18 protein-coding genes are annotated in these 16,256 nt (G+C 39.5%); 13 read left to right on the top strand and 5 right to left on the bottom strand.

Going from position 1 to position 16,256, the window contains the following annotated elements; genetic code table 11:
* Positions 1-29: 29 nt before the first annotated feature.
* The 5 genes from ACZZZK_RS04570 to ACZZZK_RS04550 all read left to right on the top strand — a co-directional run bounded on the left by ACZZZK_RS04570 (position 30) and on the right by ACZZZK_RS04550 (position 4,180).
* Positions 30-1,130 (top strand): glycoside hydrolase family 43 protein, encoded by a 1,101-nt coding sequence (locus tag ACZZZK_RS04570; protein WP_463483100.1) that lies wholly within the window; start codon positions 30-32, stop codon positions 1,128-1,130.
* Positions 1,131-2,020: 890 nt separating this feature from the next.
* On the top strand, positions 2,021-2,500 hold the full coding sequence (locus tag ACZZZK_RS04565; RefSeq protein ID WP_463483099.1) for a GreA/GreB family elongation factor: 480 nt from the start codon (positions 2,021-2,023) through the stop codon (positions 2,498-2,500).
* 119 nt (positions 2,501-2,619) lie between these two features.
* Positions 2,620-3,018, top strand: coding sequence for a GreA/GreB family elongation factor (locus ACZZZK_RS04560; protein ID WP_463483098.1), 399 nt, complete (start codon positions 2,620-2,622; stop codon positions 3,016-3,018).
* A 30-nt stretch (positions 3,019-3,048) separates the two neighbouring features.
* Positions 3,049-3,273 (top strand): hypothetical protein, encoded by a 225-nt coding sequence (locus tag ACZZZK_RS04555; protein ID WP_463483097.1) that lies wholly within the window; start codon positions 3,049-3,051, stop codon positions 3,271-3,273.
* Between the two features lie 325 nt (positions 3,274-3,598).
* Positions 3,599-4,180 (top strand): HPP family protein, encoded by a 582-nt coding sequence (locus tag ACZZZK_RS04550; RefSeq protein ID WP_463483096.1) that lies wholly within the window; start codon positions 3,599-3,601, stop codon positions 4,178-4,180.
* Between the two features lie 223 nt (positions 4,181-4,403).
* Here ACZZZK_RS04550 and ACZZZK_RS04545 read toward each other — a convergent pair whose 3' ends face one another.
* The 3 genes from ACZZZK_RS04545 to ACZZZK_RS04535 all read right to left on the bottom strand — a co-directional run bounded on the left by ACZZZK_RS04545 (position 4,404) and on the right by ACZZZK_RS04535 (position 6,895).
* Entirely contained in the window at positions 4,404-4,751 is a 348-nt protein-coding gene (locus ACZZZK_RS04545) for a hypothetical protein (protein WP_463483095.1), read from the bottom strand.
* 416 nt (positions 4,752-5,167) lie between these two features.
* Entirely contained in the window at positions 5,168-5,686 is a 519-nt protein-coding gene (locus ACZZZK_RS04540; RefSeq protein ID WP_463483094.1) for a hypothetical protein, read from the bottom strand.
* A 48-nt stretch (positions 5,687-5,734) separates the two neighbouring features.
* Entirely contained in the window at positions 5,735-6,895 is a 1,161-nt protein-coding gene (locus tag ACZZZK_RS04535; protein ID WP_463483093.1) for a glutamate synthase-related protein, read from the bottom strand.
* Between the two features lie 620 nt (positions 6,896-7,515).
* Here ACZZZK_RS04535 and ACZZZK_RS04530 point away from each other — a divergent pair.
* On the top strand, positions 7,516-8,211 hold the full coding sequence (locus ACZZZK_RS04530; RefSeq protein WP_463483092.1) for an SMUG2 DNA glycosylase family protein: 696 nt from the start codon (positions 7,516-7,518) through the stop codon (positions 8,209-8,211).
* 160 nt (positions 8,212-8,371) lie between these two features.
* On the top strand, positions 8,372-9,055 hold the full coding sequence (locus ACZZZK_RS04525; RefSeq protein WP_463483091.1) for a DUF421 domain-containing protein: 684 nt from the start codon (positions 8,372-8,374) through the stop codon (positions 9,053-9,055).
* Positions 9,056-9,409: 354 nt separating this feature from the next.
* On the opposite strand, the gene ACZZZK_RS04520 is transcribed toward ACZZZK_RS04525, so the two are convergent.
* Positions 9,410-10,156, bottom strand: coding sequence for a Crp/Fnr family transcriptional regulator (locus ACZZZK_RS04520; RefSeq protein ID WP_463483090.1), 747 nt, complete (start codon positions 10,154-10,156; stop codon positions 9,410-9,412).
* A gap of 143 nt (positions 10,157-10,299) precedes the next feature.
* Here ACZZZK_RS04520 and ACZZZK_RS04515 point away from each other — a divergent pair, with 143 nt between their 5' ends.
* From ACZZZK_RS04515 to ACZZZK_RS04500, 4 genes are read left to right on the top strand one after another with little or no spacing between them, the layout of a single operon-like run.
* On the top strand, positions 10,300-12,174 hold the full coding sequence (locus ACZZZK_RS04515) for a chloride channel protein (protein ID WP_463483089.1): 1,875 nt from the start codon (positions 10,300-10,302) through the stop codon (positions 12,172-12,174).
* 10 nt (positions 12,175-12,184) lie between these two features.
* Positions 12,185-12,406, top strand: coding sequence for a hypothetical protein (locus tag ACZZZK_RS04510; RefSeq protein WP_463483088.1), 222 nt, complete (start codon positions 12,185-12,187; stop codon positions 12,404-12,406).
* A complete protein-coding gene (locus ACZZZK_RS04505) occupies positions 12,388-13,104 on the top strand; it encodes a TetR/AcrR family transcriptional regulator (protein ID WP_463483087.1) in 717 nt (238 codons plus the stop codon). The genes ACZZZK_RS04510 and ACZZZK_RS04505 overlap by 19 nt, the downstream gene beginning before the upstream one ends.
* A gap of 7 nt (positions 13,105-13,111) precedes the next feature.
* Positions 13,112-13,459 carry a hypothetical protein gene (locus ACZZZK_RS04500; RefSeq protein WP_463483086.1) on the top strand — a complete coding sequence of 116 codons (348 nt, stop codon included), beginning with the start codon at positions 13,112-13,114 and terminating at the stop codon, positions 13,457-13,459.
* A gap of 49 nt (positions 13,460-13,508) precedes the next feature.
* On the opposite strand, the gene ACZZZK_RS04495 is transcribed toward ACZZZK_RS04500, so the two are convergent.
* The gene (locus tag ACZZZK_RS04495; RefSeq protein ID WP_463483085.1) at positions 13,509-13,901 is read right to left on the bottom strand and encodes an RrF2 family transcriptional regulator; all 393 of its coding nucleotides are present in this window, start codon (positions 13,899-13,901) and stop codon (positions 13,509-13,511) included.
* 45 nt (positions 13,902-13,946) lie between these two features.
* Here ACZZZK_RS04495 and hmpA point away from each other — a divergent pair, with 45 nt between their 5' ends.
* Positions 13,947-15,089: an NO-inducible flavohemoprotein gene (hmpA, locus tag ACZZZK_RS04490; protein WP_463483084.1), complete on the top strand. Its 1,143-nt coding sequence runs from the start codon at positions 13,947-13,949 to the stop codon at positions 15,087-15,089.
* A gap of 728 nt (positions 15,090-15,817) precedes the next feature.
* On the top strand, positions 15,818-16,210 hold the full coding sequence (locus ACZZZK_RS04485) for a hypothetical protein (RefSeq protein WP_463483083.1): 393 nt from the start codon (positions 15,818-15,820) through the stop codon (positions 16,208-16,210).
* The last annotated feature ends 46 nt before the right edge of the window (positions 16,211-16,256 follow it).

Here is a 16,256-nt window from a genome sequence, read left to right as displayed (position 1 = left end):
GATCAACATTTAAAAAAACCTAAAATTGAATGAATAATTTAAAAAAATTAACCGGATTGGCGCTGATCACAGCAACTTCGGTACTCAGCTCATGCCAGCAAAGTAGTACAGCTACAAAGGAGGCATCTGGAGATACAAGCAAAGTTTCGAAATACTTATCTCAGCCATTAATCAGCAACATTTACACTGCAGATCCATCCGCTCATGTGTTTGAGGGTAAAATCTACATTTACCCTTCTCATGATATCGATACCGGCACGCCTGAAAATGATAATGGTGATCACTTTGATATGAAAGATTATCACATTTTAAGCATGGATAGTGCAAACGGAAAAGTGACTGATAATGGTGTTGCATTAAGCGTAAAGGATATTCCCTGGGCTGGCAGACAATTGTGGGCACCTGATGCCGCATTTAAAAACGGAACCTATTATCTTTATTTTCCCGCAAAGGATAAAAATGATGTTTTTAGGATCGGTGTCGCAACGGCCAAAACGCCAGCAGGTCCTTTCAAGGCCGAAACAACTCCTATTGAGGGAAGTTTTAGTATTGACCCGGCTGTATTTACCGATACTGACGGAAGTACCTACATGTATTTTGGTGGTATTTGGGGAGGACAGCTGCAACGCTGGAAAGATGGTAAATATGATTCAAACGGATCAAAAACCGATTCTCAAAAAGAAAACGAACCTGCGTTAACCCCGAAACTAGCTAAGCTGAATAACAATATGCTTTCTTTTGATGGCGCTGTTAAAGATGTGTTAATCTTGGATGAAAACGGAAAGCCTTTGCTAACAAAAGATCACGACAGGCGTTTTTTCGAAGGTGCTTGGGTGCATAAATATAATGGCAAATACTATTTCACCTACTCAACAGGAGATACGCATTTTCTGGCTTCAGCAATTGGCGATACACCTTATGGACCATTTAAATATCAGGGCGTTTTCATGAATCCCGTACAAGGCTGGACAACGCATCACTCCATCATTGAACAAAATGGTAAATGGTATATCTTTTATCATGACACGCAACTTTCTGGTAAAACCCAATTGAGAAATGTAAAAGTGACTGAACTAAAGCACAATCCGGATGGTACAATCGCCTTGATTGAACCGATTAAAAAAGGTTAGTGATCTTTAAGTGTGATTGTTTTTCCACCCGAATGGCAATCACATTTAAATTAGTTTCTAACAATCCATTCGCGTTATATATAAACGGTCAGTGATTAAATCGCGGGCCGTTTTATCTTAATCTTCGCAAACCCAATCTTAATTACCTCGCAATACAAGTTTTGTTGCGGATTGCCTGTAGAGGTGACTCTAGCTTGATTTAATTTACTGCCTTAGAAAATCATAATTCCCTGATTATTTAATAAGTTTCACGAGGTAGGACTTGAGAATTTTATAGCTCGCATAGTCGCCTACTATTATCTTACTGTACTCTGCTTTTTCCCAATATTATCATAAACTCATTTCATTAATCCAGTTTAATTTTTAGTTTTTCATAATGAGTAAATGGTAATTTATAATAGCAAATTAATATTCGTTTTTTGAGACTTACAAAAAGGCTTACAACCAAATTCAAAAATCCTTACTTTTTCATTCTATTAAAAGTATAGTAATCAATTTATTGATAATTTCGATTTGCTTCAATGTTGTCAAAATTTTGTTAAAAACATTACCTTGATCATGGATCTTGTGAATTGATACAATTTTTGAATATATTTGATATGTGAGAATTTACTCCAAAAATATTAACCACATAGCTACTTCCCATTCAGAGAAGGGATTATTTGGTGGACATTGTATTTTTCCTCCGTATCCTTACATTTTTCACGACGAGATTTATTATATATCTTCCTTTAAAGATTTTGATAATCTAACCCCAAGCCTTTTATAATCCTTCGGCCTGGGGTTCAGCACCTGTTTTACTGAGACATTTCTTTCAGGATATGATCCAATGTTCCATTTTATCATAATCTATATCGTTAGTTAAATTTAATTAGCCTGAATAGATTTGTATGCCCAGGCTGATATTCAACCTTTATAGGTTGAAATCAATCCCTTTTGAACAAAATTTTTTCACAATAGCTAAATGCTTTAACAATATGGATATGAACTTAAATGAAAACAATGCGGTAGTTATAACCCAGGAGGACTTTGATTTGTTAAAGCCCTATTTCACCAGACAAAAAACGAATTCCCCGGAGATGTCGTTATCGGCGGAACTAAGTAGGGCAGTTATCCTGAAAAGTGATGCTTTTCCACCACATGCCATCAGACTTAACTCGAAAGTCTGGATTCAGGAGGAAAATACCGATAGCCTGGTGGAGCTTACGATAGTATTGCCTCAGCATGCGGACATTAAGCAGAAGAAAATTTCTGTATTAACTCCGATTGCGGCAGCCCTTATTGGATTTCGGAAAGGGGAAACCGTCAGATGGAGGGTTCCTGCAGGAATTAAAATATTTAAGATCATCGATGTCCGGCCACCCATGTAAATTAAAATATGAAACTTATCAAGCAAAAAATCATAATTGTTTTTGAGGATTATGCCTCGGAAAAAGCCATCCGAGGCCCTGATTATTGAAAAATTATTGAACTTAAAAATTAAAACTTTATGTCACAGATTATAGATTCAAATAGCCAGATAGTGCTGACAACGGGAATGTTCGATCTCCTGAAAGCCCAGATAACACGAAAAAAGCTCTCTCCGGAAAACGAAGAGAGAATAAAATCAGAATTAAAGTCCGCCAGGCAAGTCTTACGTAAAGACCTACCCGCCGGTGTTGTAGATGTATACAAGTCAGTAACCATAATTGATATGGAGAACAGTAAGGAGTATACTTATCACTTTGTACCACCAAACGTTGCAAAAACCAAGCATGGGACATTGTCCATATTATCAGATCCCGGGCTTGCATTACTGGGCCATTGCAAGGGTTCTATCATATACTGGCAGACAACAGATGGAGAGAAAAGCTTCCAGATAGAAAATGTATCTGATATTATAGGTTAATCACATTCTGAAGATTTAAATCAATGTTACATGAGAAACGAAGTAAGTGTGCCTCATTGGCGTATAATATGGATTCTGCTGTTTTTGAATGTTGTCTTACTGATTTTTGCACTCTTTGATCAGGGAATATGGTACGTTATAGCCAGTCTTTTTTCTTCAATAGGTATACTTATCTATCACTCAAATAAATTGAGTGGAAAAAGAAAGGGCGTTGAAAGTTCTGTTATTGAAGCTGATAAAATCAGATGGAGGTAAATCTTATTAAGCGTCAGAATTACCGTTATTGGTAGATAATAGTCAGGTCGGATTTGCGGAAACTGTGTAACTTCCGTGATCCGACTTTTTTAATTTAATTCTTATTACTTTTTCCTAAATTTCTTGAAAACAGGTCGAGATTATTAGCCTTTAATGTAAGCTCAAAACATGTAGGATATGGACTTTTTCGCGTGTAAGTTCACAGTTGTTGACGGGAAACTTGGAGAAGTTCCTTGCACGTAGGGCTTAACAAATAGGTGAGACTTAAAATGGAATAACGGAAGAGTTTTACTGAAGATTATTACTTTTGGCAAAATTGTAAATCATGAAAAAAAGGTTACGCAAACATTATCGAAGCGCCAGATATATCTTCTACAAAGAAACGCTAGTAGACAAAAAGGAGCATTTCTGGACCTTTCTCGGCTCATTTTCTGGTATTGCAATTATAGGTCTACTTCATTCCAGAATTCTATCCTCAACGGATAACCTGTTTCTGATAGGATCTTTTGGGGCATCTTCTGTCCTTATTTACGGCATCATCAACAGTCCACTGGCCCAGCCGAGGAATTTAATAGGTGGACATCTTGTCTGCGCCCTTGTAGGTGTCTCTATTCACAAGCTCATTCCCGGCGAGCTCTGGCTTGCTTCTGCCTTATCGGTTTCGTTGTCCATAGTGTTGATGCAGATAACCAAGACCCTGCATCCTCCGGGGGGCGCTACAGCACTCATCGCCAACATTGGCTCTGAAAAAATAACCTCCTTAGGCTACTGGTATGTGCTTAGCCCTGTTTTCTCCGGCGTTGTAATTTTGCTGATTGTGGCCATCTTTTTTAATAACCGTACAACTCACAGAAGCTATCCCATTAATAAAAAATGGTTTCAAATATGGCGAAGATATAAACGGTGATGTGGTGGCCATTTTTAACAAGAGGTGTCCAGAGTGATTCAATGAGACCTGTTGTGCTTATCGAAATAAAATACTTATCCAATGTAGATGACCATATTGTAATATTACCAGTAAAAGACCACCTCATACGGTTTCAATGCGGAGTTGTTTTCGGAATTGAACCAGCCTCTATTATTGTCATTATAAACTGGCTGGGGTTGGTTGAACAGTTGACCAGAATATATCAGGCCTCTTCTTCAAGCAAATACCCAACTTTGTGAAGTAATTCCGGATTGATACACTTAATTTCACCCAATTGCAAATGATGTTGAGCAGAATTGAACTTTTCGATAAAAGCTCCCCCTGAGCCATTTAATTTTAGATATCCTTCTTCGAAATAGAGTTCTTCGACTTCTGCCAAAGAATCCCGAAATCGTAAGTCTAGCAGTTTGGGCTCTTCTTGAGTTTTTCGCATAAGGATCCATCTCGTCAGGTGTACTGTCTGTTCGCCGCCAGGGATTCTGAAGATGATCTCAAGAATCTGGATTTCCGGTCCCGAAAGAAATCGGCATACTTTAAATCTATTGGACATAATGCTAAACTATACTTTTATTCATTAATTTATGATAAATCGTTATCCGGCTCATTCAGGCTGGTTTAAATGATATGGTCAATTATTTAACGATTAACCAAGGATTGAAATACTTTAAGTTTTCGCAGAACCTGGTTACCGCCCAGGTTAAGCCAATAGCGACTCAAATATCAAAAAAAATAGAATCATCTCTGATTTAAATTTACACTGAACAAGCTATGCTTATCCAGTTCGGGTAGTGGAGCTTCGTGGCAACCAGGTTAATCCGGTTAAGCGTCCTTTTTTTCCTCGGACAAATATCCGGTATCGTTTTGTTTATCTCAAGCTAAGGTTGAGATAAACTACATTATAATTGATCTTTTATGTCATATTCCAAATTTCGTTAGGGACTTTTTTTCCTCGCTATTAAAGATCCCTTAGGACGGAAGCTTTCTGCAGGCATTATCAAGAATCATATGATTAACCTTTTTCTCCCAGTCTAACGCCTTTTTTTCACACTCGTCCAAGGTTTGTTTCTCATTCAGGAACCAATCATAGAATGGTATAATGTAGGGGAGCCCGTTCATGGAAATTACCTTAAGAAGGATCAGATCAATATGGCCTGAATCCATAGTGATATCGACTTTTGCAGGAACGCTATCGCTAACCCTGATAATTTCTACCTTTCTATCCTCACTGCCATGGTAAAAAAGTATTCCCTTAGCCTGGTCCAGCCCGAGCGACATTCCATTGAATACTTCTGTCTGCTCAGGGATAGATCCTAATTTTTTGGCTGCCGAGGTTAGTTGGTTGAGCATGTCCTCCTGAATTTCCTTTTTCTTTCTTCTTGCGCTAACTTTCATGCCCGCAATTGCCATTAGAATGAAGAGAAACGATAGCAGACATAATTTTAGCCCGATTATATCCATATTTTTAACTTTATTTAGCTTTACCAATCTCTTGAAGTATTTTTGCTCCAAATGGACTGTCCAAAGATTTATCCGTTATTTAATTTGGTAATAATTTTGAAGGTTCTTGACGGATGTATTCCCGACCTTCTTCAGAAAACGTTCGGCAGATATGAGATCCACTCCCCCAAATCCACATTCGCCCATTAGCTTGGCAGCGGCTTTAAGGGTATGCGTATGGAAATTTTCTATTAGATATTTCACATCAGCACTTGAACCTAAGGGTGAGTTCAACTTGCCTTTTAGCAGCCATTCAAAAGGCGTCTGGGTAATACAACTGTCTGCACCAAAACTCAGGGCCCTCAAAAGTTCGAATTCCGAAACAAATTTCCCGGAGGCGATTATTTTCGTGTCAAGCTCAAAGTATCTTAATGTTTGCTTTGCATCGTTTATTGACTTCATAAAATTTTCCTCGATGTCTGTCAGAACATTTATTCCACTCTCTGTCGTGCCGCAACATCTTTCCTCGATAGTTATGAAATCAATTTTTATATCTCTTAACCAAAGATTTTCAAAAATAGCCTCTAGATGAATTTTATCAGGCGACTTAAGCGAAATTCCTATAGGTTTTTCAACGGCTACCGATTTCAGTTTTTCCAGAAAGTAAGTCATTTTTTCCAGGTTAAAAATGCTTTGGTGATTAAATAGATCTGCAACAGGAATGTCTATCTCAATCAACTTGATGTAGCTACGGGTCAAGGTTTTTAGAAATACTTTGTCCGAAAGGGCATTCTCTATATTGCCATGCCTGCTGTAATCCTTCTCCCTAACCCGCCAGATCAGGTCTCCACCACCCCTTAATAATCCGGATGTTAGACCCTGCTCCCGGGTATGAACCATACAGCCAAGTTTTTTTGCGACTGCAGAAAGGATGAATGAATAGCGATCGGTGTTTTCGGCAAAATCACCTAACCCAATATTAAGCAGATTAACATTATACCTTCCTGTCCCCGAGGATCCACCGATAGATGAGCATAAGTCGCTCGTATCCACATTTACTTGTTCGATTCCGAGGCGAAGGCACTCATAGCCCTTTTGCAGTGGAGAACGCAGATTGTTGGCAATAGATTCAGTAGATTCTCCAACAGCTCTTTTAAATACGGTATTTTTCTGATCTTCGATCCACCGCGGGGCCTTGGGAGAGAAAAAAGAAACCAATTTGTTGATTGAAACGAACGCAGATTTTTTGATTTTCAAAAATGAAATCCTGAAAAATCTTAAAATATATGATCCTTTATAAAAAAATGCAAGGGTAAGGGAGAAGACAATGAAGGAAACCTCAGGTAAAAGAAACAAAAAAAATATAAACACAATAACCGATAAGAGCAAATAATAAAAATTACGCCCATTGCAGGCCGTCGGCCTGAACTTTAGAAAACCCATAAATCAGCAGTAAGATAAAACCTTGGACACTTTTACAGCCCCTAAACATAATTAGTTTGGGGCGGAGCCAAGAAAGTCTTTACTGGTTTTAAGAAAGCAGTATCGTAAAACTGCAGTCGGAAAAAAAGAGGCATACCGGATGCTTCTATTCCAAAAGATATTTATCCTCGAAAATAACAACCTGTACCCGGATGAACTTTTTTTCAGTTTCATAGAGGCTGCCAATATCCGATTTTTAAGGTTGCAAACGTCTTTTATTAATATTTTTTACTTGAAGATGTTATTTATTCATGTTTGCGAGATAGTGTCAATTCAGAAGGAATGCTAATAAAATGAAAAAGATACTAAAAATCATTTTATCTTTATTCGATGGTGATCAAACCTTAATCTAATGATTTCTTCTAAAAAATATTTTTTACTTAAATTAAAAAAGAATGCTCAAGAATTTTGGGGATAGGGTGATAGATTTCAATTGTCAATTACATTACACACCAAAACTCCCCGAAGGCTTCCGTGTCCTGAATCCTTATTTTGATAATCCGGAAACGCTGTTGGTCATGAGGGAATTTTATCATAAGTTTTACCACGATACCAATATACGAAAGTTTATTATTGGCATAAATCCGAGTCGTAAGGGAGCGGGTATAACCGGAATACCCTTTACAGATACCAAAAGGCTTGATAGTGTATGCGGCATCAAAATGCAATCAGCCCACACACACGAAATATCTTCAGTTTTTATCTATGACATGATTGCTCAGTTTGGGGGAGCGAAGGAGTTTTATGGTCAATTTTACATTAATTCACCTTTCCCATTAGCCATTGTTAAATTAACAAAGGAACATAATTGGGTAAATGCCAATTATTATGACGATCCTAATTTGTTCGAGACGGTTAAGGAATATATGATTGATACATTAAGGAAACATATCGATATGGGCCTGGACGTTTCAGAAGTCTTTGTACTGGGAAAGAAGAACGCAGGTTTCATACATAAATTAAACAAGGAAGCTAAGCTATTCGAACGCTTAAAAATATTGGAACACCCACGATTCATTCAGCAGTATAAATCAAAAGACAAGCAATTTTATATTGATAAGTATATCCTGAGTTTCAATGATTTATTCTAAAGCTGGGTTCTATCATTCAAATATGGGCAAAAGAGTTGAAATGCTCTTTTCAATAAGATCCTGGCGGGTCCTTGCAAAAGATAAATTGAATTCCTTAGTTTGTGAGAGTATTAGGATACGGTATATATAACCCAATTAACTTACTTACATGTCATAGGATATGGACTGGCACAGAATCTTCTTTAGTGATCAAAAAACATCTTTTTTTTTAGAAATCTTACTTCGTACACCGATAATGTTTCTCGTTACACTTGCAGTGTTGAGGTTCACCGGAAAACGGGGCGGGCAGCAACTTTCGATATTCGAGGTGGTGATGATTATAACGCTGGGCTCGGCGGCTGGTGATGCAATGTTTTACCAGGAGGTAGGGTTACTACATGCAATTGCGGTGTTCGCAATTGTATTCATTATGTATAGGATTGTAATATTCATTATCATAAGAAACGATAAGGCTGAAATCATCCTGGAAGGTGGCCCGGTATATATAATACGAAATGGCCTGCTGTGTTTGAAGGAAATGAATGGAGATGAGATGGGTACTGACGAATTTTTTGCTGAGTTCAGGGTGTTAAATGTTAGCCATTTAGGGCAGGTTAACTGTGCAATTCTAGAAGCAAATGGAAAAATCAGCATCTTCTTTAGGCCTGATAGTGAAGTTGTTCCAGGATTGCCCATACTTCCTGATCAATTAGCTGGGTTCATCCAAATTATTGATAAAAAAGGGGTTTACTCATGTATTTCCTGCGGTTTCACAAAGGAGCTATTCCCTCAGCCAGAAACCCTATGCGAAATCTGCCGTTCAGATAAGTGGGTGTTGTCAAAAGCTGATCGCCGTATTGTGTAATTAGCAGTTCAAGCGGTTAAGTATATTCATCGGATATCCAGAAAATGTTTACAATAGGCAAGCTGAATTTGTGTTTTCGTATGGTTTCGTGATCCCAATTATTGCCAAATACGTAAATTCTATAGTATCCACGCATAGTATTATTTATTCTAATTATCGTTCTTGATTGTTATCAGTTAGGCAGATGGATATTTTGCTTATATTGTAAATACCTTCTTAAAGTAATTTCCTCAGGGCGGATAATCGTTAAATGAGCTATTATTTCCACTCAAATTGTTTTTTGATGATGGGTTTTTTATCTGCGGTATATAAAACGGAACTTTTTCCTCCAGGCCAATCGTGGATGCGATAAATTTAACTCTTTAAAGGATCAAGCTTTACAAGACTTTGAAGGTACGGCTCATCTGAAATAAAGATTCGTTTTTCGAATGTTTGAATCTTTCCTGAAGCAGAAAACTCATTTATCACCTTGAAAAGGGTCTCATAGGTCGTGCCTGAATAGGATGCCATATCCTGCCGTGAAAGATCTATATCAATAAATCCTTTTCTGTCCAGCCCAAATTGTTTTTTGAGCATCAGAAAGGTATTTGCGATCCTCGCCCTTACAGACATATGCGCCATGTTTCTCATCATCTTCTGGGATTCCTGGAGTTCATTGGCAAAAAACTGCATCAGATCAATGGTTAGCCCTGGATTTATCCTCAGGGAGGAATTAAAGAAATCAAGCCCGACAAAACATACAGTAGCTGTGGAAAGCGCTGTTGCCGAAACCGGATAAACCGGATTTTTGCCCAGGCCTAAATGACCGATGATATCACCTAATAGTGCAAATCTGGTGATAATTTCCTTTTCCCGGTCCCAACGTTTATGCACCTTTATCACTCCGGAATAAATAAAATAAATTCCTTCAACCGCCTCTCCTTCACGAAATACCGATTGTCCTTTTTTGAGCTGGTAAGTTTTTCTTTGTTGGGCAATAGCTGGTAGCCAGTCTTTTACACATCTGCTGCATAGATAGCAGTGATCAACGCCACATCCTTCTGGTATTTCCCTCATAAATTGATTTTGATTTTCTTTGGGTAAAGGTAATAATTTATTCATAACCGATAAAATATCAGTAATATTGTTTTAACAATATTATAAGCTATTTATTATTATTGAAATAGTATTAAAATATTGTTTTAATAATATTTAATTTTCTATTTCTGTAATTTATACAGTATCTTTGCTTTATAAGAAATCAAATGGAAAGAATATCAAAAAACCGAATACCTATTTCACCCTTTTTAGATACATTAAAAAAAAACGGGTTTAGTGGCTCAGGGCCGGGCCTGGCCAAAAAACGACTTTTCTATATATCGACACTCTCCGTAGCGGTTGCGCTGGTAATCAGCGCAGTAGCCAAAGTTCTGGTATCGCTAATTAACCTGGTTACCAATATCTCTTTCTTCGGGACAATGGACCTTGCCTTTCGCAGTCCCTCTGAAAACCAACTTGGCCTATGGGTAATTCTTGTTCCAGTATTAGGAGGAATCCTGGTAGGATTGATGGCACTTTATGGCTCAAAGGCGATCCGCGGGCATGGAATCCCCGAAGCGATGGAACAGGTGCTCACGAACCAAAGCCGGATCAAGCCTGCTATCGCCATCCTTAAACCCGTATCCTCGGCTATCGCGATCGGAACGGGGGGTCCGTTCGGGGCTGAAGGCCCTATCATTGCCACGGGTGGTGCGTTAGGCTCTACGCTGGGACAGCTCATGCATATCACACCAAACGAGCGCAAGATTATCCTTGCTGCTGGAGCAACGGCCGGGATGTCCGCTATTTTCGGAACACCCATTGCAGCCATTTTCCTGGCAATCGAACTTCTCTTGTTTGAGTTTTCTCCAAAAGCCATTATACCTGTTGCGCTAGCCTGCATCACCGGGGCAGCCGGGCACCATTTGTTATTTGAATCAGGACCGGTATTTCCAATGTCCGAGCTTTCGGCTCCCTCAAACCAGGCATTAGGCATTTACAGTCTGGTAGGTGTATGCATCGGTCTATTAGCGGTTGGGCTCACCAAAGTTGTCTACCTTATTGAAGACACCTTTGAAAAGGTTCCCATTCACTGGATGTGGTGGCCGGCATTGGGGGGGATAGCGGTAGGTTTGATCGGGTTCATCTCGCCGCATACGCTTGGAGTTGGGTATGATAACATTATAAACCTACTTTCAGGCAAACTCTCTCTGGCAGTTATGATCAGTTTGTGTATATTCAAGTTTCTCTCATGGGCTATCGCGCTGGGAAGCGGCACTTCAGGGGGTACCCTCGCGCCGCTTATGACTATTGGCGGGGCAACGGGTGCGATTATAGGATATCTTATTTTGAGCTTTTTTCCCGGAGCAGGTATTAGTGTTCCAATGACTGCACTCGTTGGTATGTCCGCAATGTTTGCCGGCGCCTCTCGGGCCTATCTTACCAGTATAGTTTTTTCCCTTGAAGCAACCCATCAGATCAATGGCCTTCTACCGCTCCTGGGCGCTTGTACCGGGGCATACCTGGTTTCATTTTTTTTGATGCAGAACACGATAATGACTGAAAAGATTGCCAGGCGGGGAGTGCTAACACCCGATGCTTACGGACCGGATCCGCTGGCTTCGCTGACTGTCAGGGATGTGCTCAAAAAACAATCTCTTCTTATTAGCCTGGAAGATACGTTGGGAGCGGTTCGATCAAAGATCCAATCATTGGCTGGACATGAGCTGAGTTATGCGGTAACTGATGATGGAAAGTTTAAGGGAACCTTGATTACAGCTGATATATTTAGATCGGGTCTCGATACGCAGGCGAGCGTTTCCAGCTTGGTAGATAATAATACTACCAGTTTAAGGCTCAACGATAGTTTACAAAAAGCAATTCGGTTAATAACCACCAGTGGGCAGGATGGGGTACCTGTGTATGATCAGAACGATAATGATAGATTCTGTGGTTTATTGTCCAGTAGGGATATTTTGTCAAGCTATTATAACCTCCGGCACTCGAGTGAAACCCGTGGCAGGAATCTTTCCTACAGCATGCAGCGCAAGAAGGCCCTCTCAAAAGGCAGAAAACTGTTAAACAGAAAAACGAAATATTAGCAACAGAGTTATGAAAAAAGCAAGTTATCTATTGACTGCACTAGGAATATTAGCCTGTGTAGTGGGATTTTTCACTTTTACCGACCTAAAAACAATCAACCCCGTGGACTCCCATCCCTGGACGATCAATATAAATGGCATCCGGTCCTTCCCATGGCTTGAATTTACCGGAGGACTATTGATTGCCCTTGGTGGAATTTTCAATGTAGCAACATGGCATCAGAAAAAATAAAGGGTTCATTGAAAACCGGGAGTGCGATTTCGGCGGTTTGCTGGGGAGCTGTAAATGGTTGTGGCAATATAAATACATTGCCCTTAAAAAAGCTTCGACTGCTTAAGGCTGCAGAAAGATGCTTTGCGGAAAAAGGGTACTACCATACCACAATACGGGAGGTGGCCGCCATCGCGGGTACAAACTCCTGTATGATAAATTATTACTTTGGCTCCAAGCAAAACCTGCTTCTGGGTATCATCGGGCTCAGGGCAAAGACGTTTGAAGAACTGATAGCTAAAAGCAAGGCACGCACCCGCTCTCCATTAGAGACGCTGTTGGTATTATCCGAGCTTATGATAAAAAAAGTGTTCAATGAACCAGCCTTTCATAAGCTTCTCATACAACTCTATACAATAGGCGAACACGGAGAAGGGCTTGCTTATCTTTACAGGATAAAACACAAGAATCAGCTTTATATCGCCGATATATTAAGACTCGGAATCGAATCCGGGACTTTTTCAGAACATGCCGATCCGGAATCGGTGGCAGGAGTAATAACATCTGTGGCCAATCATTATCTTCTCAATATGCGATATTTTAAGTGGAGTGCAGGGAAAAGCTGTTCAGAAAGGACCTTTACCGCAGAAATGCTTCCCAGGGCTGTTGCAGAAGCTCAGTTGTTGATTAAGGCGCTGACTTATATAAAAGGAAAATGATGATACTATGAGAGCAAAGGAAAAACCATTGAAAAAGGTGCTGTTTACACTTAACAGAAAAGGCTATACCCTGCACTTCGGTCAAGCTGAGCGTGCGGCTACTGCCTGGGGTGTCCACACACCTTATCCTTCGGAACTGGAGTATGAGGTAAAAGAAATCATAGACTGTTATAGTGATGATGAGGGAGAAGAAACCTTTATGACTGTTTTCGCTGTACAGACTATAAGGTTTGGGCTAAAGGGAATCATCATTAAGTCCCTCCGACATGAGAAGTATTGGACTCTTGCGGAGATCTGCAATAAGTTTCAAGCCCTCTGGTTGTCTATGAAAATATATTTTAAAGGCTTTAGTTAATTCCTTTAGCTTTGCAAATGTCACTTAAAGTTAGCTATAAGTTTTGTATTTATCTTTTTAAGGAAAACAATCCATTCATCAACTCTTCATTAAACCCGTTGATCGTTGTGCTGGAGAGCAAATCATGAAGTTGAGCTCTTAGAGCTTTAAACTGCTCATGCAATGGACAGGGATTGATCTCTGAACATTGCTTCAATCCCAGTGCGCAACCGTAAAAAAGTCCATTGCCATCTACTGCCTCCACAATATCGCTTAAAGGTCGATTTAGGGAGCCATCATCAATATAAAACCCTCCGTTTGGGCCCTTTGTCGAACTGATCAACCCCTTACGACTCAAGTCCTGTAAGATCTTGGCCAGATATAGTTCTGGCGATTCAATCGCTACCGCGATTTCCTTTAGCCCAACTTTATGTTCTAATGAAGATTTATGACTTACGAACAAAAGGAATTAGTAAAAGGGACCGTTCCAATTTTAAGGGAACATGGCGTGGCACTGACCACGTATTTTTATAACCGCATGCTAAGCGGAAACCCGGAATTAAAAAATGTTTTTAATAGCGCCAATCAACAGAATGGAGCGCAGCCGACAGCGCTTGCCATGTCTGTACTTGCATATGCGGAACATATCGACAATCCCGGCGTTTTAGCTCATGCCGTAAACAGGATAGCCAATAAGCATGTCAGCCTGGATATACGCCCGGAACAATATGCTATTGTGGGAAAACATCTACTGGCTTCAATAAGTGAGGTACTGGGTGAGGGCGCAAGTCCTGCCTTGATCGAGGCCTGGGGGATGGCTTATGACCAGCTAGCTGGAATTATGATTGGAACAGAGGCTCATCTGTACAGCAAGTCGGCAAACAAAGAAGGGGGTTGGAGCAGCTGGCGACCGTTTGAGATTAAAAGAAAAATGCAGGAATCACAGGAGATCACTTCCTTTTATCTTTACCCATCGGATGGTGGTAAAGTAGCTGATTTTTTACCTGGACAATATATTACAGTTCGCTTATATGTACCGGAATTAAAGGTACTTCAACCCCGCCAGTACAGCATTTCCTGTGCTCCAAATGGTGAGTATTATCGTATATCTGTGAAGAAAGAATATGGTAAGAATGAACGTCCGGCGGGCTACATCAGCAACCTGCTGCATAACCAGATTAAAGAAGGAGATATCATTGAGGTAGCCCCACCATCTGGTGATTTTACGTTTGACATTCATGCTAAAACCCCGGTGGTATTCATTAGCGGAGGTGTTGGTATTATACCTTTTATGAGCATGGTTGAATCATTAATTGCTTCTGGCAATGACAGACCCATCACCTGGATACATGGTTCCAGGAGTTACGAGGTGCATGCTTTCAGAGATAGAGTAACTGAATTAAGCGCAAGTCATGGCTGCATGTCTGTGCATACTTTCTATGACCGTCTCGAGCGGGAAACAAATGATAAACATTACGAAGGATATGTTGACCTTAGTCAGCTAAAAAGTGAGATTACACCTGATGCAGAGTTTTATATCTGCGGCCCAGGTGTATTTATCAAAAAACATGTGCAGTACCTGCTTTCCCTGGGCATACCGAAGGATATGATTCACTTTGAGGAATTTGGCCCTGCTATTTTAGCAATATAATATAAGCCAGAACTTTGGAAGCTAGCTTGATATATAGCCTTATGCTGTTCATATCCCTTTAATTATAAATCAATACCTAGCATTCCGCTTTGATTTCTTAAAGAATGATAAACAAACAATAATACCGGTCAAAAAAGGTATTTTAACCGTTTTAATCAAAATCTTTTTCTTATGTTAATGGTATAACTCTCACTAGATGGATGATATAAGATTAACGACTCTTTTGGGGAGGACGTTTCCAATAGCTGGCATTGTCTTTCTTCTTCTGAGTATATTTGCTTTTTATCATGGATGCATTCAATGTGATGTGATTGACCACAAACTGCTTTTGTTAGGTATTTTTTTTATTGTTCTATCAATAGATGTAAGGGCATCTATTGATGAAATTTATATGAAAGCATAATGATGCCGCTCCACGTATCAAAATCCTAACAATTGTCGCAAAACCTTAATAATTTGTTTGTGAAATTGCTTTAAATAATCATATTTATATTGAAACGAGCAGAATTCATGTTTTTCTGTTGTACAAATTCTCATAAACTCATTTCAATAAACGAATAGGTCCTGTGGGTGTTTGATAATTATCAGCTAAAAATATTCGTTTTTGAGACGATTTTTATTGCTGGGATTGCAGAGGTGAAATCATCCAAATACGCCGGCCATGGTTGTAACACAAAAGTGAGACTCGACTCTTTTATCATCTACACTTTTTGGCTAACTTTGAACCATTGAAAAAGCGCATTACTTTTACTCTTCTGGTGCTGTATTTGTTTTCTGCTACGGAATTCAGGGAAATACTGAAGCTACCCGTGCTGTTTCAACATTTCAGTGAGCACAAGCAGCTTAAGCAGAATTTAAGTTTTTTCGTTTTCGTATATGATCATTATAATTCTGTACCACATACTGATAATGATCAGGAAAGAGACGATCAGCTACCGTTCAAGACCATTGACATGAGTGGTTTTTTAACGCCTGCAATTCCTGTTTCGCATTTTAATACTTTCGAAAAGGCTGTTAGAATAATTATCAAAAATGATACTTTCCATTACACGGAAGGCTATATTCCAAGTCCGGATACAGTTAAAATCTGGCAACCTCCCAAAAGCATTTCCGTAATCTAGGTTTAGGACATGCCCTCTTTTTGTGGTCATTCCTTTTTTAATTGAG

It is taken from the genome of Pedobacter sp. AC163 (assembly GCF_979258665.1).
The sequence above is the reverse complement of the archived record's forward strand: the minus strand, read 5'-3'. Positions and strand labels throughout refer to the sequence as shown.

What these genes read in the sequence shown, in the direction of transcription:
- ACZZZK_RS04565 (WP_463483099.1), top strand. Translation starts at nt 2,021, where the DNA reads ATGCCCAGGCTGATATTCAACCTTTATAGGTTGAAATCAATCCCTTTT.
- ACZZZK_RS04510 (WP_463483088.1), top strand. Translation starts at nt 12,185, where the DNA reads ATGAAAAAAGCAAGTTATCTATTGACTGCACTAGGAATATTAGCCTGT.
- ACZZZK_RS04555 (WP_463483097.1), top strand. Translation starts at nt 3,049, where the DNA reads ATGAGAAACGAAGTAAGTGTGCCTCATTGGCGTATAATATGGATTCTG.
- ACZZZK_RS04545 (WP_463483095.1), bottom strand. Translation starts at nt 4,751, where the DNA reads ATGTCCAATAGATTTAAAGTATGCCGATTTCTTTCGGGACCGGAAATC.
- ACZZZK_RS04515 (WP_463483089.1), top strand. Translation starts at nt 10,300, where the DNA reads ATGGAAAGAATATCAAAAAACCGAATACCTATTTCACCCTTTTTAGAT.
- ACZZZK_RS04550 (WP_463483096.1), top strand. Translation starts at nt 3,599, where the DNA reads ATGAAAAAAAGGTTACGCAAACATTATCGAAGCGCCAGATATATCTTC.
- ACZZZK_RS04505 (WP_463483087.1), top strand. Translation starts at nt 12,388, where the DNA reads ATGGCATCAGAAAAAATAAAGGGTTCATTGAAAACCGGGAGTGCGATT.
- ACZZZK_RS04530 (WP_463483092.1), top strand. Translation starts at nt 7,516, where the DNA reads ATGCTCAAGAATTTTGGGGATAGGGTGATAGATTTCAATTGTCAATTA.
- ACZZZK_RS04570 (WP_463483100.1), top strand. Translation starts at nt 30, where the DNA reads ATGAATAATTTAAAAAAATTAACCGGATTGGCGCTGATCACAGCAACT.
- ACZZZK_RS04520 (WP_463483090.1), bottom strand. Translation starts at nt 10,156, where the DNA reads ATGAATAAATTATTACCTTTACCCAAAGAAAATCAAAATCAATTTATG.
- ACZZZK_RS04560 (WP_463483098.1), top strand. Translation starts at nt 2,620, where the DNA reads ATGTCACAGATTATAGATTCAAATAGCCAGATAGTGCTGACAACGGGA.
- ACZZZK_RS04525 (WP_463483091.1), top strand. Translation starts at nt 8,372, where the DNA reads ATGGACTGGCACAGAATCTTCTTTAGTGATCAAAAAACATCTTTTTTT.
- ACZZZK_RS04500 (WP_463483086.1), top strand. Translation starts at nt 13,112, where the DNA reads ATGAGAGCAAAGGAAAAACCATTGAAAAAGGTGCTGTTTACACTTAAC.